The 20,249-nt window shown below is 61.3% G+C and carries 17 protein-coding genes; 10 read left to right on the top strand and 7 right to left on the bottom strand.

Going from position 1 to position 20,249, the window contains the following annotated elements; genetic code table 11:
• Positions 1-94: 94 nt before the first annotated feature.
• From HT585_RS26945 to HT585_RS26925, 5 genes are all read right to left on the bottom strand, one after another.
• Positions 95-820 (bottom strand): TfuA-like protein, encoded by a 726-nt coding sequence (locus HT585_RS26945; protein WP_176355868.1) that lies wholly within the window; start codon positions 818-820, stop codon positions 95-97.
• Complete coding sequence (locus HT585_RS26940) at positions 817-2,067, bottom strand: YcaO-like family protein (protein WP_176355867.1); 1,251 nt, start codon at positions 2,065-2,067, stop codon at positions 817-819. Before HT585_RS26940 ends, HT585_RS26945 begins: the two co-directional genes overlap by 4 nt.
• An 18-nt stretch (positions 2,068-2,085) precedes the next feature.
• A complete protein-coding gene (locus HT585_RS26935) occupies positions 2,086-2,316 on the bottom strand; it encodes a hypothetical protein (protein ID WP_176355866.1) in 231 nt (76 codons plus the stop codon).
• A gap of 135 nt (positions 2,317-2,451) precedes the next feature.
• Positions 2,452-4,323, bottom strand: coding sequence for an AfsR/SARP family transcriptional regulator (locus HT585_RS26930; protein ID WP_176355865.1), 1,872 nt, complete (start codon positions 4,321-4,323; stop codon positions 2,452-2,454).
• Positions 4,324-4,352: 29 nt separating this feature from the next.
• Positions 4,353-4,811, bottom strand: a complete 459-nt coding sequence (locus HT585_RS26925) for a helix-turn-helix domain-containing protein (protein ID WP_077502009.1) — start codon at positions 4,809-4,811, stop codon at positions 4,353-4,355.
• A gap of 269 nt (positions 4,812-5,080) precedes the next feature.
• On the opposite strand from HT585_RS26925, the gene HT585_RS32150 reads away from it, so the two are divergent.
• The 7 genes from HT585_RS32150 (at position 5,081) to HT585_RS26895 (ending at position 13,840) form a co-directional block, all read left to right on the top strand.
• The gene (locus HT585_RS32150) at positions 5,081-7,675 is read left to right on the top strand and encodes an SH3 domain-containing protein (protein WP_176355864.1); all 2,595 of its coding nucleotides are present in this window, start codon (positions 5,081-5,083) and stop codon (positions 7,673-7,675) included.
• Between the two features lie 118 nt (positions 7,676-7,793).
• Entirely contained in the window at positions 7,794-9,938 is a 2,145-nt protein-coding gene (locus HT585_RS26915) for a mechanosensitive ion channel family protein (protein ID WP_425513789.1), read from the top strand.
• A 25-nt stretch (positions 9,939-9,963) separates the two neighbouring features.
• A complete protein-coding gene (locus HT585_RS26910; protein WP_246707956.1) occupies positions 9,964-10,935 on the top strand; it encodes a transporter substrate-binding domain-containing protein in 972 nt (323 codons plus the stop codon).
• Positions 10,929-11,417 carry a transglycosylase SLT domain-containing protein gene (locus HT585_RS31895; RefSeq protein WP_343214091.1) on the top strand — a complete coding sequence of 163 codons (489 nt, stop codon included), beginning with the start codon at positions 10,929-10,931 and terminating at the stop codon, positions 11,415-11,417. The genes HT585_RS26910 and HT585_RS31895 overlap by 7 nt, the downstream gene beginning before the upstream one ends.
• 238 nt (positions 11,418-11,655) lie before the next feature.
• Positions 11,656-11,901 (top strand): hypothetical protein, encoded by a 246-nt coding sequence (locus tag HT585_RS26905; protein WP_246707965.1) that lies wholly within the window; start codon positions 11,656-11,658, stop codon positions 11,899-11,901.
• Positions 11,902-11,975: 74 nt separating this feature from the next.
• Positions 11,976-13,073 carry a glycosyltransferase family 4 protein gene (locus HT585_RS26900; protein WP_176355862.1) on the top strand — a complete coding sequence of 366 codons (1,098 nt, stop codon included), beginning with the start codon at positions 11,976-11,978 and terminating at the stop codon, positions 13,071-13,073.
• Positions 13,070-13,840, top strand: a complete 771-nt coding sequence (locus tag HT585_RS26895) for a polysaccharide deacetylase family protein (protein WP_176355861.1) — start codon at positions 13,070-13,072, stop codon at positions 13,838-13,840. Before HT585_RS26900 ends, HT585_RS26895 begins: the two co-directional genes overlap by 4 nt.
• Here HT585_RS26895 and HT585_RS26890 read toward each other — a convergent pair.
• Positions 13,827-14,657: an MBL fold metallo-hydrolase gene (locus HT585_RS26890; RefSeq protein ID WP_176355860.1), complete on the bottom strand. Its 831-nt coding sequence runs from the start codon at positions 14,655-14,657 to the stop codon at positions 13,827-13,829. The two genes, HT585_RS26895 and HT585_RS26890, sit on opposite strands and share 14 nt — an antisense overlap.
• Positions 14,658-14,985: 328 nt before the next feature.
• Between HT585_RS26890 and HT585_RS26885 the strand changes: the two genes are divergently transcribed.
• Positions 14,986-16,146 carry a DUF3095 domain-containing protein gene (locus HT585_RS26885; protein ID WP_176355914.1) on the top strand — a complete coding sequence of 387 codons (1,161 nt, stop codon included), beginning with the start codon at positions 14,986-14,988 and terminating at the stop codon, positions 16,144-16,146.
• Here the strand turns inward: HT585_RS26885 and HT585_RS26880 are convergent.
• A complete protein-coding gene (locus tag HT585_RS26880) occupies positions 16,136-17,473 on the bottom strand; it encodes a nucleotide sugar dehydrogenase (protein ID WP_176355859.1) in 1,338 nt (445 codons plus the stop codon). The genes HT585_RS26885 and HT585_RS26880 overlap by 11 nt on opposite strands.
• A 386-nt stretch (positions 17,474-17,859) precedes the next feature.
• Between HT585_RS26880 and HT585_RS26875 the strand changes: the two genes are divergently transcribed.
• The gene (locus HT585_RS26875) at positions 17,860-19,209 is read left to right on the top strand and encodes an adenylate/guanylate cyclase domain-containing protein (RefSeq protein WP_176355858.1); all 1,350 of its coding nucleotides are present in this window, start codon (positions 17,860-17,862) and stop codon (positions 19,207-19,209) included.
• 8 nt (positions 19,210-19,217) lie between these two features.
• Positions 19,218-20,168: a polysaccharide lyase family 20 protein gene (locus HT585_RS26870; RefSeq protein WP_176355857.1), complete on the top strand. Its 951-nt coding sequence runs from the start codon at positions 19,218-19,220 to the stop codon at positions 20,166-20,168.
• Positions 20,169-20,249: the final 81 nt, after the last annotated feature.

Below are 20,249 nucleotides of genomic sequence, written 5' to 3'. Positions count from 1 at the left end.
GCCCGATCCGCTTCAACATGGCAAATCATAGCGTGACTTTTTAGTGATGCGCGTGACACGAGCGTGACACACGTTGCATGGGAAAATCGTGTGCTTAAGATGAAGCGACAAGTTGATTGAGCAAGCGCTTCCAAAGACTTGTGGAATTGAATGTCCACCCTTCCGGCGCCGTCGCCCTTCGGGCGGGGGCAGAGCGCATGATGTCGAGCAGTCGCACGGCGTCGAGACGCTTTTGATTTATCGTCCCGCTCGCAAGACGCGCTTCGATACCTTTCAAATCCGCGCCGTGTGGAAGGTTGGCACGCGCCACGATCGCGCGCCAGTTACGGTGCTTGTAAAAGATCTCGGCAGCAGCCAACCGGAGTTGCGCGGCAGGCGCAGGACCAATCTGTTGCCGCGCGCACAGATCCTCAAGCGTCGCCACGACGTTTACCAACGGCAGGGTCAACGGCATGTAGCCCAGCTCCGCCGGTCCATGCAGCAGGGCAACATCGGCGTCGTCTTCAAGTTCGCCTGCTGCGTATTGATGGTAGATCTTGCCAACGCCGATCATGCCGAAGGCCATACATTCGGCGGCGCGAAGCGCGCCCATGCTGGCAGCCCCGTAAACGCGGACACCCTTGGAAAGCGCAAACAGGATCTCCTTGTGCCAGACCGGCGCGACCTGTTCGAAATGGCCGTCGACAAGGCCGATGGCCGTTGCGCCGTCCTGCGTGGCGCGCAGGATGTCGCCTTGTACGGCTGGCGCCTGCAGCACGATGTCCGTGCCGACCAGCGCCTGCGCATCGGGCAAGGTGGGGCCGCAAAAGAGGATCTTCATGCGATCTCCAGGGCGCGCGACAGTGCCCGTGCGCCGAAACGGCGCTTGCGTGCTCCATCCGGATTTTCGAGTTCCGGCACAAAGACCTTGATCACGGAAAACGGCAACGGTTCGGCGAGCAGCGGAACGGCAACGACGGTGCCGATGCCGGCGTTCTTCAAGGCTTCGAGCACATATTCGAGCAACGCGCTTGCTGTGTTCCCGGCAACCGGGACGACCGGGTTTTGTGCGCGCGGATCCGCCTCGAAAAGTTGCTGCGTCTCGCGCGGCAGCCTGCGCGTGAAAGTCTCCGGGAAGACATCGTCACGTGCGCCGCTGATATAGGTGAGGCGGGATTGTGCAGCCTCGGTGACGGCACGGATCGCGGCGCGGCGCGGATCGGAATGGGCGCCATGCCCGATGGTCACGTCATGGTAGCGGGGCTCTTTCGCCTCGAGGATGTCGGTATCTGCTATGACCGCCGTCAGGCACGGGATGCCGATGTCGCTGGTCATGTCGAAAAGGCGAAACGTGAGACCGGCCGCGACAATCCGTCCTGTCATCTCATCGAGAATGGGGTCGTTGAACGAGCCGGCGTCGATGCACGTGCGCAGGCGCGCCGTCAGAGGCAGCAGCCGCCACAGGGTTTCGGCATCGCGCTCGATCCGTTCCAGCAGGCCGTGCAGGATTGCTTCGTCTTCGGTGTTGCCCGAGGCAAGCCCGTCAGACGACTGCCAGTAGCGGCACCGCTCGAGCGTGCGGTCGAGCAGTGCGGCATGAAACGGCACGAAAGTCGTCTGCTGGCCGATGAGATCGAAGCCGCGCAACCACGGCGCCGGTTCATCATCGCCGAGATCGCTCTCGCCTGCCGCCACAAGGCCGGGCAGACCGAGCGCCCTCTCGCCGCGCTCGACAAGCGCCTGTCGCGTCGCGTCCAGCACCGGAACTGACGGATTGCAGGCGACTGCACGTTCCAGGGCTTCCATCGCCGCCGATACCTTGGCATCGATATCGGTGACGCCTTTGCCCTGGTTGATGACGATCGATTTTGCGTTGGGCGAGACCGCGTTCCAGACGGGTATGCCGATGCTGTCGAGCCCGGTCAGACGTGCAAGCCTGCTGACACCAAAGGCGGGCAACAGGGGAGCGATGCGCGCGAAGGTTTCTTCGGGCGCACAGACGCGGTCGGAGTAGTTGTCCGCAATGCCGGAGTTGTCTGAGATCGGACGACTTTCGCCCGCCCGATCCGTAGTTATAGCAATCGTCATGCGCAGGCGAGCCGAGGCTTAGCCGTCCATGAACCCGCCGGAAACGGAGCCGGCCGAATTGGCCCTGACGGCGAAGTTAACGCCCTTGACCACAGTGGCGCCGGCATTTCTGTGCTCGTTTGCCGAAGCCAAGGCGCCGGTGAGCGGATCTACGATGCGTGTGACAGTTCCCGCCGCGAGATCGGCAAGCCACAGGCCATCGTCACCCTCAACGCCAAATACAACTACCTGTGTCGTTTGTACCGTCATCGATTTTCCCCTTATCCCTCATGTGATTGCGCGAGAGCGCCGTGCGTAGGAACGCCCGGAGACGCTCCGCGCGCTTTGATTCTGGAGCATCTTACCCGCCTTGAGTGTAGCCACTTGAAAGCGGGATGCTCCAGTTTAGAAACCAGCCTTGCGCAGACCTTCGCCGTAATGGGCTTTCTGCCACTCCTCCCGGAACGGAACGATCGCCATCCATTTCTCCAGGTTGAAGTCCGGATGAACTTCAAACGTCTTGCGCACGTACTGGCCTGCCTTCTTGCGATTGCCGAGCATGCCCCAACTCGCTGCTGCCAGCCGATCGGCGGGAGTGGGGTCGCGCATTCGATCGATGTAGGCAAGGGCCTGATCGTATTGACCAAGCGAATAGCAGGCACCGGCCGCCGTCCAGAAATACTCGTCCGGAGCGATCGGGTTGAGATTGATCGCCGTTTCGATCTTTCGCAGGCCGCCATCCGGCCGTGAGGCCTGCACGAGCGTATCGGCGTAGCTCGCAATCACATTGGCGTGCTGCGGGCTGAGCGCTTCGGCCCTCTCATGGAATTCGATGCTCTCGTCGAATTGTCGGCTGTAAAGTTTGACGACACCAAGTTCGCGGTAGCCGGCCGCGAGCGTATCGTCGATGGCAATCGCATCCCGCGCGTGCTGTTCGGCAAGAGCCAGGAGTTCGCTGTCGCCGCGGGCGGTCAAAAGCCACTCGACGAAGTAACTGCGTGCAAGCCCGCTCATGGCCGGAGCCAGATCGGCATTCTGGGTGAGCGCCTCGCGGAAACTTTTCCGGGCGCGCCGCACCTCCGGCAGATTGAGCTGCTTGAGGTAGCGCTGGCCGAGCAGGTAACTGCGATAGGAGCCGCCATTGCCTTCGTAGGTCTTGCGCATCGTCTCGTTGCGCTCGACCTGACTGGCGATGGCGAATGCGATCTGTCGCGCGATCTCCTGGCGCGACTTCATCAACCCGCGGTCATCGAGCGTGAAGCGGTCGGCCCAGATCACTTCGTCGTTGGCAAAGAAGATGAGCTGCGTAAACAGCGTCTGGCGGCTGCCCTCATTGGTCAGGCGGGTATCGAGGATGTAGCTGATGGCGTGTTGTTCGTAGGTGCTGGCCTTGTCTGCCTGCAGGCTGATCTGGGCGGCCGTGTAGGGTGCGATCACCGAAACCGAGCGAAGTGCGCAAAGGCCGATGGTGACGTCCTCGATCAGGGAATGAGCAAACAGTGTTGCCGTCGCGTCGGCATTGCCGGCGCCTGGCGGCAGCAACACCACGCGCGGCGGGCGCATGTCGCCCATAATCTCCGCCAGCGGCGCATTGGCAGCGACAGGCAATGGCGCCGCCGTGGCAGGCATAGGTTGCGGACTACCCCTCTGCAGCAGGCGCGCATCATATTGCCGCCCCTCCAATGCCAGGGCAGTCTCGAGGATCTTGCGAACGTCGTCGTCTTCCGGGCTTCTCTCCAGAAGCTTGACGGCAGTAGACCTGACGAGCCTCCGGTCCGGACCGGAGGCCTTCTCGGCCGCATTGATCAGGGTCTCACGCAGGAGAGCGGCATGATCGGCGCGTTGCTGGGCGATCCAGTCGCGCAGCGCCTGGCCCTGCGATTTCAGATCCTTGAGGAAATCGTCGCGGAATTTTTCAGCTGCCCATCGGAAACGCGATAACGCATCCTGATCGTCGTTCCCGACGATGTCGTCGAGGTCGCTCGCAATTGCATCCGGCTCCATCCGGACGGTCGATGGCGAAAAACTGAGGAACGTGTGGCCGAGTTCCTCCTGCCGCGCGGTGACGCGGGATATCGTCTTGCGCAGATTGACGAAGGCCTGGCTCGGAACGACTTCGTTCCATAGGAGCTTGGCCACATCGTTGCGGGATTGCTCGCGATGGCCGCCGGCGATTGCCTGAGCGAGAATGAGCAGACCCTTTTCGGGGAAGGCGACATCGCACTCGTCTTCATCGACGAGACGTAACCGTCCGAGGGTCTGCAAACGAAATTTCATCTGGCTATCTCATCGGCAACCGGTCGTGCCTATCCGTGGAGGTCAGGGGCGTGCGTCGCGCCGCCATGGGCTGCGACAGCTTCTGCCTCGGGCGTCTGTGCGACAGCCGCGACCAGCGAGATGATCTTCTTGCGCAGGACCGGGTCGGTGATCTTCAGGAACGCGCGGTTGAGCGCAATCCCCTCTTTCGACGAAACGAAAGACGAGATCTCGTTGGGTTCGCGCACATCGCCAAGGCCCGCCCGCGGGGTTGCGCCCTCTTCGCCTTCCTGGAAGAAGAAGCTTGGGTGAACGCCGAGAACGTCGGCTATTGCCTGTAGCCGGCTGGCACCGATGCGATTCGTGCCTTTTTCGTATTTCTGGACCTGCTGGAAGGTGATTCCGAGTCCATCCGCCAGTTTTTCCTGGCTCAACCCGGCCATCAACCGACGCATCCTGACGCGGGAACCGACAAAGACATCAATCTGGCTGGGTGCTTTCGTGTTCACGTGTGTATCCTCCGCATGTAGGGCGTCACCAAATCATACATATGAGTTTGCTCGAATAAATGACTCGATGCAATCACTAGGCGCCAATACACGGATAATTGCTCCTGAACGAGCCGCTACGCGCCCAGGCAGGCCCAAAGTTACGCACGTTGTTACTGTTACGTACTTGCGCCGGATCGGGCCGGAGCGATTGTGTTGAAGAATGTGGGCCTGACCCGAGGATAAACCCGCGGGCAATAAGACAGTTTCGACCACGTCGGAGATGCGAGATGCGCGCAACAAGCTTCACCCTGACCCTGCTCGCCATTGCTTCCGCTCCAGCGTGGGCAGGTCCGGCCACGACGACGGCGTCGGTCAACTTTCGGGCCGGTCCGGGCACCGGGTTCGCCAGCATGGGAACGATAGACGAGGGCGGCCAGGTCGACGTCAAGGAATGTGACGATGCCGGCACCTGGTGCGCCGTCAGCTTCGAGGGAAAGGATGGCTTCGTCAGCGGCAAATACCTGAGCGATGCAGATCCGAAAGGTCTCGGATGGCCGCGCGCCTACAAGACCGACAAGGGGGCGACGATCACGCTCCACCAACCGCAGGTTAACGCCTGGAAGGATTTTACCGATCTCGATGCCCTGATCGCTGCCGAGTACAAGCAGTCCGACGATGCCAAGCCGATCTTCGGTGTCATCGGGGTGACGGGCAAGACCGTGACGGATAGTGGTTCGAACGAGGTGATCGTCTCCGACATCAAGGTCGACGAAATCAACTTCTCGGTTCTCGATCGGCAGGAACTCGCCGACCTGGCATTGGACGTCGGCAAGTTGATGCCTGTCGGCACGATAACGCTGTCGGAGGACAAGCTGACCGCAAGCCTTGCCGACTATGAACGGCTCGGCAACGTCGAGGGGCTGAAAGCCGATCCGCCGCCGATCTATGTCAGCAAGGAGCCGGCGCTGCTTGTCCAGACGGACGGCAAGGCGGTGTTCGCGCCGGTCAAAGGCGTTCAAGGCCTTTCCTTTGCCGTCAACACCAATTGGGATCTGTTCAAGCTCGACGCCGACAGCCCCTACTACCTGCGCAACGAAAAGGCATGGCTTCAGTCGAAGGACCTGTCGAATGGCTGGCAGCCCGCGACCGCGCTGCCCGATCTCTTCGGTAAGTTGCCCGACGATGACAACTGGAAGGATGCGAAGGCGGCAATCCCGCTTGCCTCCGGGGAGGGTGTAACGCCAAAGATCGTCTATTCCGACAAACCGTCGGAGTTGATCGTCTTCAACGGTGAGCCGAGGCTTGAACCGGTGCCGGGGACCGCGCTGAAGATTGCGACGAACACGGAGAGCGACGTTTTCTATTTGCCTGCGGACTCGAACTGGTACGTGCTCGTTTCGGGCCGCTGGTTCTCTGCCGCGTCGCTTGATGGCCCCTGGACCTTCGCCACCCCCAATCTTCCGCAGGATTTCCAGAACATCCCGGAGGATGCCACCTATTACACCGTCCGCTCGTCTGTTCCTGGCACCTCGGAGAATGCCGAAGCCAGGCTGAAGGCGAGCATCCCCGAGAAAGCGCGCGTCTCGCTGGACGGTTCGGTCAAGGTTGACGTCGCCTATAGCGGCGACCCGAAATTCGAGGAGATCGACGGAACGTCGCTCACCTATGCCGTCAATACCAATGAGACGGTGATCAAGGTCGCCGACAAATATTTCGTGCTGAAGGACGGGGTCTGGTTTGTCGGTGATACGCCGACAGGGCCTTTCGCCGTGGCGAAGGCCGTGCCGGATGAGGTCTACACGATCCCGCCGTCGTCGCCGGTCTACAATGCCACCTATGTCCGCATTTACGAAACCGAGCCCGACGCGGTTTGGGTAGGATATACCATGGGTTACCTCGGCGCCTATCTCGCCTGGGATACGTTCGTCTACGGCACCGGCTGGTACTATGACGACTATTGGGACTACGGCTGGGCCGGGGGCTACTATCCCTATTATCCGCGGCCGGTTACCTATGGTGTCGGCGCATTCTACAATCCGGCGGTCGGCACATTCGGTCGCTACGGCTATGCCTATGGTCCTTACCGCGGCATCGCTGCAGGCGCTGCCTACAATCCTCGTACCGGCACCTATATCCGTGGCGCGGCTGGCTATGGCCCTGCGGGTGAGCGCGGTTTCGTTGCCGCCTACAATCCTCGCACCGGTAACGCGGCGATCGCGCGCGGCGGCCAAAATGTCTATGGCAGCTGGGGGACGGCTGCGGTCAAGCACGGTTCGGACTTTGCACGCATCAGTGGCGGCTCAACGGCCGGCGGTGCCGGTGCCCATTGGCGCACCTCCGACGGCAATCACGGCTTTGTCGCCGGCGGCAAGGGCGGCGACGTCTACGCCGGACGCGACGGCAACGTCTATCGCCGCGATGACGGCCAATGGCAGAAGCATACGCCGGACGGATGGCAACCGGTGCAAAAGCCATCGATCCAGGATGCAAAGAAGACCGGCCAGCAGTTCGCGACCCAGCACCCGGACGCAGCGCAGAACCTGAACAGGCGCAGCGACAACCGTCTTGCCACGGGCGGCGGAAACGCGATCGGCAACCGCGCGCCCGACCATCTGGCGATCGACCGTGCCGGGCGCCAGATCGGTAATCAGCGCTCCTTTGAGCATCAGTCATACAACCAGCGTCCGTTGAATTTCCCGAGTGGTGGCGGCTACGGCGGCGGTGGTTTTGATCGTCCCGGCGGGTTTGGCGGTGGCGGTGGTGGATTTGGCGGCGGTGGCTTTCATGGTGGAGGCGGGCTCTCCGGCGGTGGTGGTTTTCACGGAGGCGGAGGCGGAGGCGGATTTCATGGCGGTGGTGGCGGCGGTTTCCGTCGTCGTTGATCCGCAAAGGTGCATCGGAAACGGACGTTGGCATAAACGTAGGGGACTGTGTTAGCGTTTGTGCGGATGAGGGCAGGAATCGGTCGGCACTCCGCCGATCGCTGGGGGAATGTTCAGCATGATCGGTATCAGGTTGTCGCTTGCAGTCTGGGGGCTGATGCCCCGTATGCTCGCTTTCTTGACGATATTCCTTGGGTTCATGTCCGTGGGCCAAGCCCAGACCCAAGGCGCGGCACCGGCCACCGAACCGGCAAAAGTGCAGCAACTGATCGAATTGCTGGACGATCCCGAGGTCCGGCAATGGCTGGCCACCAAACGGCCAGCGACGCCCGCCGGTACGACGCCTGAGACGGCGGCACCAGCAGATGCGGCGCCGGCGAGCGGGTTTGCGGCGCGCTGGACGGCTGAACTCCGTCGCCATATGGCCGGCATCACGAACGCGATCCCTCGCATCGCTCCCGAATTCCACGCAGCGCGCGCCCGCCTCATGGGGGAAATGGAAAACCACGGCTCTTCGCCGATCCTCAAAGGTTTCTTCTTCATCCTGTTGATCGGTTACGGCGCCGAATACCTGCTGCGCTATTTGCTGAGACGGACATTGAGTTCCACGCAGTTGACCGGGCCTGCGCGCTCGATGCTCGTCAAGGTATTGCCGCTGCTCGTCTTTGCGATTGCCACGACCACCGTTCTCGCCGTGGCCGACTGGCCCTCGCGGCTCGAGAAGACCATCGCGCCGCTCCTGGTTGCCTGGATCGGGGCTCGCCTGTTGATCACCATCGCTTCCGCCGTGCTGTCGGGTGGGCCGGCCGATGCGACGGATCCGTCCGGCCGAACCGGCTATTTTTCACTGACGGCTGAGGGTGCACGGTTCTGGTATCGCTCGTCAGCGGCGATAATTTGCGTCGCCGCCGGCATATGGGGTATCGGCGATGCCATGACCGCCCTTTCGGTCTCCCCGGACGTTCGCGATTTTATTGCCGCTGTTCTCGGTCTTATCGTGCTTGCGCTTGCGATCCTGACCGTGCTGCGGCGACCTGCGGGCGTTACCACGGGCTCGCGCCGTGTCGTCGGCAATATCATGATGGTGGCATTTCTCGTGCTGTTGTGGCTGCTGTGGGTGGCGGACCTGCGGGTTCTGTTCTGGATCGGTCTCTACATCATCGGCTTGCCGCCGCTCCTGCGTTTCACCAGCGCCTTCGCCAGGACGATGCTCGACACGTCGGCAGACGACGACATCCGCGTGATGCGCAACGTGTTGATCGAGCGCGGCGCCAGGCTGGTGATCATCGCCTTGGCCGCGGGTTGGCTTGCGCTTGTCTTCCGCGTCAACGCATCGATGATGGTCCAGGACGATGTCTTCAATCGGATTTTCCGTGGTGTGCTTGCCGGTATCGTCATCCTGCTGGCGGCTGATCTGATCTGGCAGTTGGCGAAGAGCCTGATCAGCCTTCGCGTCAAGCATGCCGCCTGTGAAACGACGGACCCGGCTCAACGTGCCCGCAACACCCGCCTGCTGACGCTGATGCCGATCCTGCGCAATTTCCTTGCAGCCTTCATTCTGGTCGTCGCGGTGTTGATGGTCCTTTCGGGCCTTGGCGTGCAGATTGGCCCGCTGATCGCCGGCGCCGGCGTTTTCGGCGTTGCCATCGGCTTTGGTTCCCAGACGCTCGTCAAGGATGTGATCAGCGGGATCTTCTACATGACGGATGACGCTTTCCGCATCGGGGAGTATATTCAGAGCGGCAGCTACAAGGGCACTGTCGAATCCTTCAGCATACGCTCGGTGAGGCTCAGGCATCATCGCGGTCCGGTCTTCACCGTGCCATTCGGCTCCCTTGGTGCCGTTCAAAACATGAGCCGTGACTGGGTGATCGACAAGTTCTTGATCAACGTTTCCTACGACGCTGACATCGCCAAGGTGAAGAAGGTGGTGAAGGGCATCGGGGCGGAGCTTCTTGAGGATCCGGAACTGGGGCCGATGATTATCGAGACGGTCAAGATGAAGGGCGTCGAGACTTTCGGCGACTACGGCATCAGCTTGAGCTTTGCCATGACGACGAAGCCGGGGCATCAAACCCAGATCCGGCGCCGGGCACAGGCGATGATCAAGGAGGCCTTCGACAAGAACGGCATCTCCTTCGCGTCGCCAACGGTGCAGGTGGCTGGCGACGAACAGCATTCGGCTGCCGCCGCTGCGACGCGCGACGCCATCGCCAAGAAGAATGCCGCGATAGCGCTCGGCGAGGGCGCTCCGCAGGAGTAAGTTTTTTCGGGCTGGGGAGGCCAAGATGAGACGGCTGGCACTGCTTGTTCTGCTCTTCGCAGTGGCGGGGATTGGACCTTCATGGGCACAATCGAACGAAAGCACATTCCAGGCGATCACCGCCCCGCATCTGGGCGATCTCGACGACATGGAGAAGCGACGCCTCGTTCGCATTCTCGTTCCGTTCAGCAAGACCATCTACTTCATCGATCGCGGCCGGCAGTTTGGCACGGCCGTGGAGTTCGGGACTGCCTTGGAGAAAGAGCTGAATGCGGCGCGGAAGAAGGAGATCGAGAAAATTCGCGTCGCCTTTGTGCCCGTATCTCGATCGCGTCTCCTGACAGCGCTGGAAGACGGGCGCGGCGATATCGTGATGGGCAACCTCACGATAACCGAGGCAAGGCTCGCCAGGGTCGATTTTACCGCCCCCCTGTTCGATGAGGCCAAGGAAGTGCTGGTAACGGGGCCGTCTGCGCCGGCGATTGCAAGTTTGGACGATCTCAGCGGACAGGAGGTCCGCGTCCGTAAATCAAGCAGCTACTATGAGCACCTGGCTGCCTTGAGCGAAGGCTTCGTCAAGGCAGGCCGTGCGCCGATATCGATCAAGGACATCGACGAAAACCTTGAGGACGAAGACGTGCTCGAGATGATCAACGCCGGCCCGCTACCGTGGACTGTTGTCGATAAGTACAAGGCCGACATCTGGGCGACGGTCTTTGGCGATCTCAAGATACGGGACGACATCCTGGTGTCGGACCACGGACAGATCGCCTGGGCAATTCGCAAGGACAGCCCAAAGCTGAAAGCCACGCTCGGTTCCTTCGTCAAGACGCATCGCATCGGCACGACATTCGGCAATATCCTGAAGAACTCCTATTACAAGAGCGACAAGATGCTGAAGCGCGCCTATGCGCCGGCTGATGTCGAGCGCTTCCAGAACCTGGTAGAGATCTTCCGCAAGCATGGCGGCACATACGCCTTCGACTCCTCATGCTGATGGCGCAAGGCTATCAGGAGTCACAGCTCGATCAGTCCAGGCGAAGCCCGCGCGGTGCAGTCGGCGTCATGCAACTGCTGCCATCGACGGCGGCCGACAAGTCTGTCGGCATCAAGGGGATCGACAAGGATCAGGATCGCAACGTCGAGGCGGGGTCGAAATATCTAAGACATCTTGTTGATGTTTATATCAACGACCCGCAGATCACGCCGCGCGATCAGCTCCTCTTTGCATTTGCAGCCTATAACGCCGGACCGGGAAACCTGCGCAAGTTTCGGGCGAAGGCAAAAGACATGGGGCTCGATCCTGACCTCTGGTTCGGCAATGTCGAAAATGCCGCCGCCGAGATCGTCGGGCGCGAGACGGTTCAATATGTCAGCAATATCTACAAGTACTATGTCGCCTACGGGCTTTTGGCGGAACACGCCAAGGAAGCGTCGGCGGCAAGATCGCCGGATGCGTCGGACGCCAGCGCACAGTAGAATGGCATCACCTCTGCTTGAGTAGCCGGCGGCGTTCTTGACGATCGGGATAAGAGAGCTAGATGGATGATATGGCGGCAACGCCGTGGGACGCAATGCGCCTCGTTAGGGCCGGCCGCTAAAGCCTGTTTTCACGCATGTCGTTATCGCAAGACCGCGGCACACTTTCCCGCGACATGCTTTGGGGGGGACACTGGTCATGGTTGAAGCCAAGCGCATATCACGTTCAGGCAGATCTATGCTGATGTTTGCCGCCATCAGCTTAAGTCTCGCCAGTTGCACGACGCCAGATCTGCAGCCGATACCGGGCAGCATCACCTATGGTGGACAACCGCGCACCAAGCTGACGAAGGCACCGGTCGGCAGCATCGTGCCGCATACTTTCATGAGCGGAAGCAGCTTCGTCAAAGAGAGCTACATCATCCAGCCCGACCGATCGCTGAGGCTTGTTCGCAGAGATTACTTCGACATACCTGTCAATTGACCTGAGCAAAGGCCGCATTTGCACGCCCCGCCGCCGTTGACACCATACCAGGAAGACGAGATAGCTCATCCGGTATGAAAATCGCCTTCTACGCACCGCTGAAATCGCCCAGCCACCCCGTTCCATCAGGTGACCGGCTGATGGCGCGCATGTTGATCGATGCGCTGCGACAAGCCGGGCATGACGTGTCGATCGCAAGCGAACTGCGCAGCTTCATGGCGGATGGTTCCGAGGCGCAGTTCGCGCTGACGATGGCAGCGGCAGCGGGCGAAACAGAGCGTCTTCGCAAGCTTTGGCTGGCAGGAACGCCGCCCGATGCCTGGTTTTGCTACCACCCCTACTACAAGGCGCCTGACCTGATCGGACCGGGGCTTGCGGCCGAGTTTTGCATCCCCTACCTAACTGCCGAAGCCTCCTACTCGTTGCGCCGGAACGAAGGCATCCGGGCAGTCGCGCAAAGCCATGTGCTTGCCGCTATCGAGCAGGCGGCGGTCAACATCTGCCTGACGCAGCGGGATCGCGATGGCCTGCTCGAGGCTGCGCCCGCGTGTCGGCATGCGATGCTGGCCCCCTTTATCGATACCACGCGGTTCCCATCGGTATCGTCTGGTGCCGTTGACGACTGCCGTCTCGTCACCGTGGCGATGATGCGCAGCGGCGACAAGATGCAAAGCTATCAAATGCTTGCCCGTTCCCTTTCCATGGTTGCCGATCGCCCCTGGGCCATGACCATCGTCGGCGATGGGCCATGCCGGCCGGAGGTCTGCGATGCTTTTGCCGCGTTGCCGGCGGATCGGCTGAAATGGCTCGGCGAAAGAGAGGCGAGCGAGATCCCGGGCATCCTCGGCGAAAGTGCGCTTTACCTTTGGCCCGGCTGCGGCGAAGCCTATGGGTTGGCCTATCTCGAGGCGCAGGCGGCGGGGCTCCCCGTCATCGCGCAAAGGACGGCTGGTGTGCCGGAGGTGGTCAGGGACGGCGTAACCGGAGTGCTGACGCCGCAGGGCGATATCGATGCCTATTCGGCCGCGATCCGCCACATGATCGATCAGCCTGAGATCCGCCGGCAATTCGGCGAAAACGCCCGCCGCTTTGTCCACGAAGAACGGTCCTTTGGCGCTGCGGCAAGACGGTTGGACAAGATTTTCGGCAAATTCCTGGAGAAGACTTCGTGACCGTTGACGCGGATTGGCACTTGCTCGTCGATGAACTCGATCGCGTTCATGCGCGGGAACGACAGGTCGATTTCTGGTTGAGGGACGACGACGCCGTCGAGCCGACCACACCGCTCGACCGACTTCTGTCGCTTGCGGCAAGCCACGCGGTGCCCGTGACACTCGCCGTGCCGCCTGCGCCGGCGACAGAAGCGCTGGCGCGGCATCTCTCGGGCCGGGCCGAAATCGGTGTGGCGGCGCATGGCTGGGCGCACCGGAACCATGCACCGAGAGAGGAGAAGAAGCAGGAACTCGGTGCGCATCGCCCCCCAGCGGTGATCCTCGATGAACTGCGACGCGGCGCCGAGCGCCTGCAGGCGCTTTTTCCCGAACACTTCGTCCCAATGCTCGTGCCGCCATGGAACCGGATCGACGCGGCTCTATCGCCTCGGTTGCCCGAGATCGGGTTTTCCGTGCTTTCGGTTTTCGGTCCGGAGAAGCCGTCGCCGTTCCCGCTCGTCAATACCCACGTCGACGTCATGGACTGGCGCGGCACGCGCGGATGCAGGGACCATACGTTGATCATTGCAGACGTCGTCGAGCGCATACGGCAGGTCTGCGGCGACGTGGAGGGCAGGGAGGATCAGTCAGGCGGCACGGTCGGGTTGTTGACCCATCACCTCGTGCATGATGCTGCCGTGTGGGATTTTCTTGAAAGGCTCTTCACCGCCACATCAGGACATCCCGCGTGCCGTTGGCGTCGGACAAGAGACCTTATAGATCGATAGTCTGGCCGTCGCGGGCGGCAAATGCGCCAGCGAAGAGGGACTGCACGTCGACTTCCATGGCGTCCAGCTGCGCATCCGTTCGCGCGGGGTCGTGATGGAACATCGCCAGGCGCTTGACGCCGGCGGCCAAAGCAAGGCGAGCGCCGTGGGCTCCGGTCGAATGCCCAAAGCCCCGATAATACGTCATCTCGCTTTCGAGATAGGTGCAGTCGTAAATCATCATATCGGCGCCGGCGATGAGCTCCAGCACCGCAGGGTCGAGGATGCCGGGTTCGTGTTCCGTGTCGTAGACAAGCGCTACGGCGCGACCGTTCCATTCGACGCGATAGCCGATGCATCCGCCGGGATGGGTGAGGCTCGTCGTGCGGATCGTCACGCCGTCGCGCGGCGTCAGAACGTCACCCGGCTTGAAGTCTATGCCTTCGAGGCTCGCCTGACAGATGTCCGGATCGACCGGGAACCACGGGGGCCGCATGAAGTCGCGGATCATTTCCTTTGTGGTCATCACGCCATGCAGATGCCCTGACCAGAACCGCACCGACGACTGGCATTTGTAGATAGGCTTGAAATAGGGCAGGCCGATGATGTGATCGTAGTGGCTGTGGGTGAAGAACAGATCGTAGTTGTCGACGCCTTCGGCGATCAGCGAAGCGCCGGCTTCTCGCAAGCCGGATCCGGCGTCAAAGAGCAACACTTCCTTGCCGCACCGGACTTCGATGCAGGATGTATTTCCCCCATAGCGCAGGAACTGCTCGCCGGAGACCGGCAAACTCCCTCTTACGCCCCAGAACCGCACTCGAAAGTTGTCTTCTTGCATTCCTGTTTCGGCTTTACGCTGCCCGCGCAGACCTGGTTGCCTGCGCTTGCCCAATAGACAAGCACATATGACCACCCCCCTGCAATGCCATGGGTTATTGTTTAGACATTAACCTTATCGATGCTCACACATGCGCCGCTGTGCCCGAGGTAACAGCGGCACGGTGGAGCGTTGCGATAAGTGGCAGACTTGGCCAGTCTGGCGATACCGCGGTCCGTTCACCGCCTGTGTTGTCGCGCCGTAGCGGACAAGCCGCATGAAACTTTTTCTTGCGGTCTCGCGTGGAACATCTATCGACATAGCCGACGGTCAGCAGGTCGGAGCACCCATGGCACAGGCAGGTGAAACGGGATTTTACGATAGCGTGCCGCTCTTCGATGTCTTCGAAGGCGTGGCAGACGAGGCGAATTATCGGGCCTTGCCTGATGACTGGGTGCTGGCCCTTGCCGACATCGTCAATTCCACCGGGGCGATCGCCGAAGGTCGATACAAATCCGTGAACATGGCTGGCGCGAGCGTTATCTCGGCGCTGATGAACGCGTTCGACGTGAAGTCGATGCCGTTCGTTTTTGGCGGCGACGGCGCATTGGCGGTCCTGCCGGCATCGATGTCCGGGCGCGCGAAGGATACGCTTTCTGCCGTCAAGACCTGGGTGCTCGAAGAACTCGGTCTGGAACTGCGTGCCGCACTGGTTCCGGTCAGCGATGTCAGGGCCGCAGGCCTCGACATGCGCGTCGCGCGCTTCAAGGCGAGCGAGGACGTTTCCTATGCGATGTTTGCCGGTGGCGGAGCAAGCTGGGCGGAAGCGGCCATGAAGGCGGGTCGATACCAGGTGGAGGCCGCGCCGCCTGGCACACGGCCGGATCTCACGGGGCTTTCCTGCCGTTGGAACCCGATCCAATCGCGTCACGGTTCGATCGCGTCCATCATCGCGGTGCCTGGAGACAAAGGCAGTGGACCCGAGTTTCAGGCGTTGATCGCCGATATTGTCGCCCTCGCCGACGAAGAGGAACGACACGCGCACCCCGTACCCGAACTTGGACCTGAACCGCGGTTCTCCATCCAAGGCATCGAAGCCGAATCGCGCGCGCGATCACCGCGAGGAGGGCGGCTTCTGTCGCGCGTTTGGATCACGCTGCAGACATTGGCGCTGTTCGTCTGCCTTCGCATGGGCTGGAATCTGGGCACGTTCGATACCAATCGCTATCGACGGGATCTCGCCAACAACACCGACTTTCGCAAGTTCGACGACGGTCTCAAGATGACCATCGACATCAGTGCCGCGCGCCTCGCCCTGATCGAGGCTCGGTTGCGCCGGGCCGCAGCGGACGGTGTCAGCCGCTACGGTCTGCATCAGCAGGATTCCGCGCTGATGACCTGCATCGTGCCGACGCCGATGAGCCGGGACCATATGCATTTCGTCGACGGAGCCTCTGGCGGCTATGCCGTTGCCGCTGCCAAGTTGAAGGCGGCCTTGGCTAGGCCTTGACGATGTGCGTGCCGATTAGCCCCTGGCGGTGAAACACGTTGCGGGTATCGACGATGAGCGGCGAGGCAGCGGCAAGCGCGGCGTAGTCGACCTGGTCGTGGTCGGTCGCCACCAGCACAGCATCGAACTGGCGTATCGATTGTTCGTCGAGTGCCATGGATCGCCTGCCCTTCAGGGCGCTGTATTCGCGCGTCGACGGAATCTCAGCGACATAGGGATCGTGGTATTCGCAATGACCGCCGCGTTCCTCGATCAGTTCGATCAATTTCAATGACGGGCTTTCGCGAATGTCCGGCACGTTCTTCTTGTAGGCGAGGCCGATGACAAGGACTGTCGAGCGGCTGAGCGCCTTGCCCTGGTGGCGATCGAGCGCCTCGGCGAGCCGGCTGATCACGTGCCGCGGCATCGCCGAATTGATCTCGCCGGCCAGCTCTATGAACCGGGTGGGCAACTCGTATTCGCGCGACTTCCAGGTGAGGTAGAACGGATCGATCGGGATGCAATGGCCGCCGAGACCGGGGCCTGGATAGAAGGGCATGTAGCCGAACGGCTTGGTCTTGGCCGCTTCGATCACTTCCCACACATCGATGCCCATCGCTTCGTAGACGATCTTCAATTCGTTGACGAGGGCGATGTTGACCGAGCGGAAGATGTTCTCCGTCAACTTGACAGCTTCGGCGGTGGCATTGGACGATACCGGAACGACCGTCTTGACGACGGCACCATAGAAAGCCTCCATCAGGCTTGCGGCGAGCGGTCCGTCGCCGGCGACGACCTTCGGGATGCTCGTCGTCTCGTAGACCGGATTGCCCGGGTCTTCGCGTTCGGGCGAAAAACCGACAAAGAAGTCGAGGCCCGATTTCAGGCCTGTTTCTTCGAGAATGGTGCGCACGACGCCATCGGTCGTTCCCGGATATGTCGTCGACTCGAGAACGATGAGTTGACCGGCCCTCAACGTCGCAGCGATCGCGCGCGCCGTCCTTTCGACGAAGGAAAGGTCGGGGTCGCGGTGTTTCGTCAGCGGCGTCGGCACGCAGATGACAATGACGTCGCAGCCGCCAAGCCTTTCGAAATCCGTTGTCGAGCGAAACCGTCCGGCCGTCGCTTGCTCGGCAAGTACCGTGTCCGGGACGGCAGCAATATAGGATTTGTGCGCATCAAGTGTCGTGATCTTTGCCGGGTCGATGTCGAATCCGGTGACGGAAAAGCCCGCGCGCGCGGCTGCGATCGCCAGCGGCAAGCCGACATAACCAAGTCCGATGACGCCGACATGGGCGGCGCGGGCCGAAATCGACGCCAGCAGCCTTTCGTTGTGGGGGGAGGTCAAAGTTCGGTTCCAGCTCTCGTGAATGGGAAGCGCCTACCAGGCGACATGCCGTGGTTTGTTGGATAGAAACGGGCCGCAAGTCAAGCGCGGCAACTCTTCCCGGCTGTGGCCGCGCGTGGTGAGCCCGCTATCAAATCTTCGCGTGGCCAGATGAACGAATAAAACTTGTCACACCTCTGGAAATTGCAGAGGGCCATCAATATCTGCAGCATATAACCGCCGCATTCCGGGTGCCTGCACGTCATCGACGCTGGAATCGGTTGGAGCATTTTCTTAACGGGCACGTATCATCATCACCCGCCGCGAGCGAACGCCGACACATCGTCGGGCCGTTCGACCATCGCAAAGGGATGGTGCTGGACTGTCTGTCACGGTGAGGACGCGAAATGGGCGCGGTAAACGACAACGTATCCGAAATTCTGATCGACAAGGTCGCGGACTGGCTCATGCGAACGTCGCTCAGCGACGAGTCGCTGGAGACGATCGTCAAGGGCTTTTGCGAGCGGCTGGCTGCGGCCGGCCTGCCCTTGATGCGCGTGCACCTGTCGTTTTCGATGCTGCATCCGCTTTACGACGCGCTCGGCTTCACCTGGGTGCGGGGCAAGGGCGTCGAGGTCAGCGGTCTTCGCCATGAGGAGCTTGCGCTCAACCCCGAGCGGTTCCTGCGCAGTCCATACTATTACCTGCTCAACAACAATCTCGAGCATGTGCGGCGCCGCATCTACAAGGATACCCCGTCCGAGTTCCCGATCTTCGACGAACTGAAGGAGCAGGGGGCGACCGACTATATCGCCTTCATGCAGTCGCTCGGTGCTGACTCCGGCCACGGTATGGTCGGCTCCTGGACGACGGACCGGCATGGCGGCTTCACCGATGATGTGATCGGCGCGTTGCTGCGACTGCAGAACCATCTGGCGGTTGCGGCCAAGATGGCCGTTCTCGGCAAGCTCGCCGACAACATGCTGACCACCTATCTCGGATCGAGCGCCGGCCGTCGGGTGATGAGCGGGCAGGTCCGGCGCGGCGACGGCGAGACGGTGCGCGCCATCCTTGTCATGGCCGACATGCGCCGCTCGACGATGCTTGCGGAAAAGGAGGGACGCCAGTCCTATATCGAAACGTTGAACGGCTACTTCGATGCGATTGCCGCACCGTTCAACCGCAATGGCGGCCACATTTTGAGCTTTGTCGGCGATGGGTTCCTTGCGGTCTATCCGTGTGGCCGGCACAAGGAGCCTTCCGAGTTTGCTGCCCGCGAAGCGTTCGGCGCAGTGCGCGCCGCAACGGCCCGTATGGAGCTGCTCAACTCCGAGCGGCGAAAGCAGGGGCGCGATCCTATCGGTTACGGCGTCGGCCTGCATGTCGGCAATGTGATGTTCGGCAATGTCGGTCTTCGCGACCGGTTGACCTTCTCGGCCTTCGGTTCGGCGGTCAACGAGGTGCAGCGGCTGCAGAACCTGACGAAGAAGTACGCCCACAGCATCGTCGCGAGTGAGGCTTTCGTCAATTATTGCGGTGGCGACTGGACGGCGCTGGGCCAAGAAAAACTGCGGGGCGTGCGCCAGAAGTTCACCATTCTCTACCCGAACGAGGCAGCACTTTTGCCGAAGACGGACGAGCGCCTCGACGACGTTTTGCAGGATGGACTTTCGGAGGCCGAACATGTCATGCTGCTCCATCGCAACACCCGTCCGTTGCAGCCGCCGCGCGGCCTCATCGACAAGATGCTTCAGTAAGGATCGCCATGTTCCGAACAGCCCTCATCGTCGCGAGTTTCTTCATCACTGGCGTTGCGGCTGCGCAACCGTGGGAGACCAAGCTTTACGACGGTTTCGAGGGAAAGGACTTCTCGCCGGATGGCGGGCTTTACTACCGGGAGAATTTCGAACAGAGCGCGGGCACGGTCGAGTTTCAGAGCGCCGTCAAACGCAGCGGCAATGGCGGTCTCAAGCTGAGCGTCGTGCCGACCTGCCCGGATTCACTTGATGGCTGCAGCGAAAGAGCGGAGATCTGGGAAAAGACGCCCCTGCGCGTGCCGTATGACCAGGGTATCTGGTATGGCTTCTCGGTGAAGTTTGCCGACCCGGTGCCATCAGGCGACCACCGCTATCTCGTGGCGCAATGGAAGCGCGAAATCGACCCGGGAGCGGAAGGCGATTTCAGTCCGTTCCTCGCCTTGCGCATGAATTCCGGCAAGCTGTTTGCGACGGTGGAGACCAACTATATCGCGCCCGCGTCTTCCGGGCCGGACGGCGTCGCTGCCGTCTGCCGGCCGGGTGAAGTGCCGGTTTGGGGCCGCCTGGGCCTCAACCAGATGCGCATGCTGGTGGCGACCGATCCCGCGTGGACGGCGGAAGACGGTAATCTGTTCAATGGCTGCACCGACGCCATCGCCGTGACGAACCACGGCAATGCACTGCCGGATCCGAAATCGGGCTGGATCGATTTCGCGATTTACACGAAGCCCGGCGCCGACGGCACCGGCCATATCGAGCTCTATGCCAATGGTAAGCCGATCATCACCGTCAAGGGTCATGTCGGACACGCGGACAAGGGGCTCGGCCACAACCAGTATTTCAAGTTCGGGCCATATCGTGCGGCCGATGTGACGGACTGGACGCTCTACTACGACGATTTCCGTCGGTCCCCGAGCTGCGCCGACGTGCTGGCCAAAGAGGCTTGCCCCTTTCCCTGACGATTGCGACGCGACCGTGAACTATGCTGTGGTTGCAAGGCCTAAGCTGGACAGCCTCCTGAAGCTGCGATAGTCTTTTTT

The organism is Ensifer oleiphilus (assembly GCF_013371465.1).
GTDB classification, from domain to species: Bacteria; Pseudomonadota; Alphaproteobacteria; order Rhizobiales; family Rhizobiaceae; genus Ensifer; species Ensifer oleiphilus.
The sequence above is the reverse complement of the archived record's forward strand: the minus strand, read 5'-3'. Positions and strand labels throughout refer to the sequence as shown.

Excerpts from the sequence above, each read along its gene's own strand:
- HT585_RS26945 (WP_176355868.1), bottom strand. The coding sequence starts at position 820 with ATGAAGATCCTCTTTTGCGGCCCCACCTTGCCCGATGCGCAGGCGCTG.
- HT585_RS26940 (WP_176355867.1), bottom strand. The coding sequence starts at position 2,067 with ATGACGATTGCTATAACTACGGATCGGGCGGGCGAAAGTCGTCCGATC.
- HT585_RS26935 (WP_176355866.1), bottom strand. The coding sequence starts at position 2,316 with ATGACGGTACAAACGACACAGGTAGTTGTATTTGGCGTTGAGGGTGAC.
- HT585_RS26930 (WP_176355865.1), bottom strand. The coding sequence starts at position 4,323 with ATGAAATTTCGTTTGCAGACCCTCGGACGGTTACGTCTCGTCGATGAA.
- HT585_RS32150 (WP_176355864.1), top strand. The coding sequence starts at position 5,081 with ATGCGCGCAACAAGCTTCACCCTGACCCTGCTCGCCATTGCTTCCGCT.
- HT585_RS26915 (WP_425513789.1), top strand. The coding sequence starts at position 7,794 with ATGATCGGTATCAGGTTGTCGCTTGCAGTCTGGGGGCTGATGCCCCGT.
- HT585_RS26910 (WP_246707956.1), top strand. The coding sequence starts at position 9,964 with ATGAGACGGCTGGCACTGCTTGTTCTGCTCTTCGCAGTGGCGGGGATT.
- HT585_RS31895 (WP_343214091.1), top strand. The coding sequence starts at position 10,929 with ATGCTGATGGCGCAAGGCTATCAGGAGTCACAGCTCGATCAGTCCAGG.
- HT585_RS26905 (WP_246707965.1), top strand. The coding sequence starts at position 11,656 with ATGCTGATGTTTGCCGCCATCAGCTTAAGTCTCGCCAGTTGCACGACG.
- HT585_RS26900 (WP_176355862.1), top strand. The coding sequence starts at position 11,976 with ATGAAAATCGCCTTCTACGCACCGCTGAAATCGCCCAGCCACCCCGTT.
- HT585_RS26890 (WP_176355860.1), bottom strand. The coding sequence starts at position 14,657 with ATGCAAGAAGACAACTTTCGAGTGCGGTTCTGGGGCGTAAGAGGGAGT.
- HT585_RS26885 (WP_176355914.1), top strand. The coding sequence starts at position 14,986 with ATGGCACAGGCAGGTGAAACGGGATTTTACGATAGCGTGCCGCTCTTC.
- HT585_RS26875 (WP_176355858.1), top strand. The coding sequence starts at position 17,860 with ATGGGCGCGGTAAACGACAACGTATCCGAAATTCTGATCGACAAGGTC.
- HT585_RS26870 (WP_176355857.1), top strand. The coding sequence starts at position 19,218 with ATGTTCCGAACAGCCCTCATCGTCGCGAGTTTCTTCATCACTGGCGTT.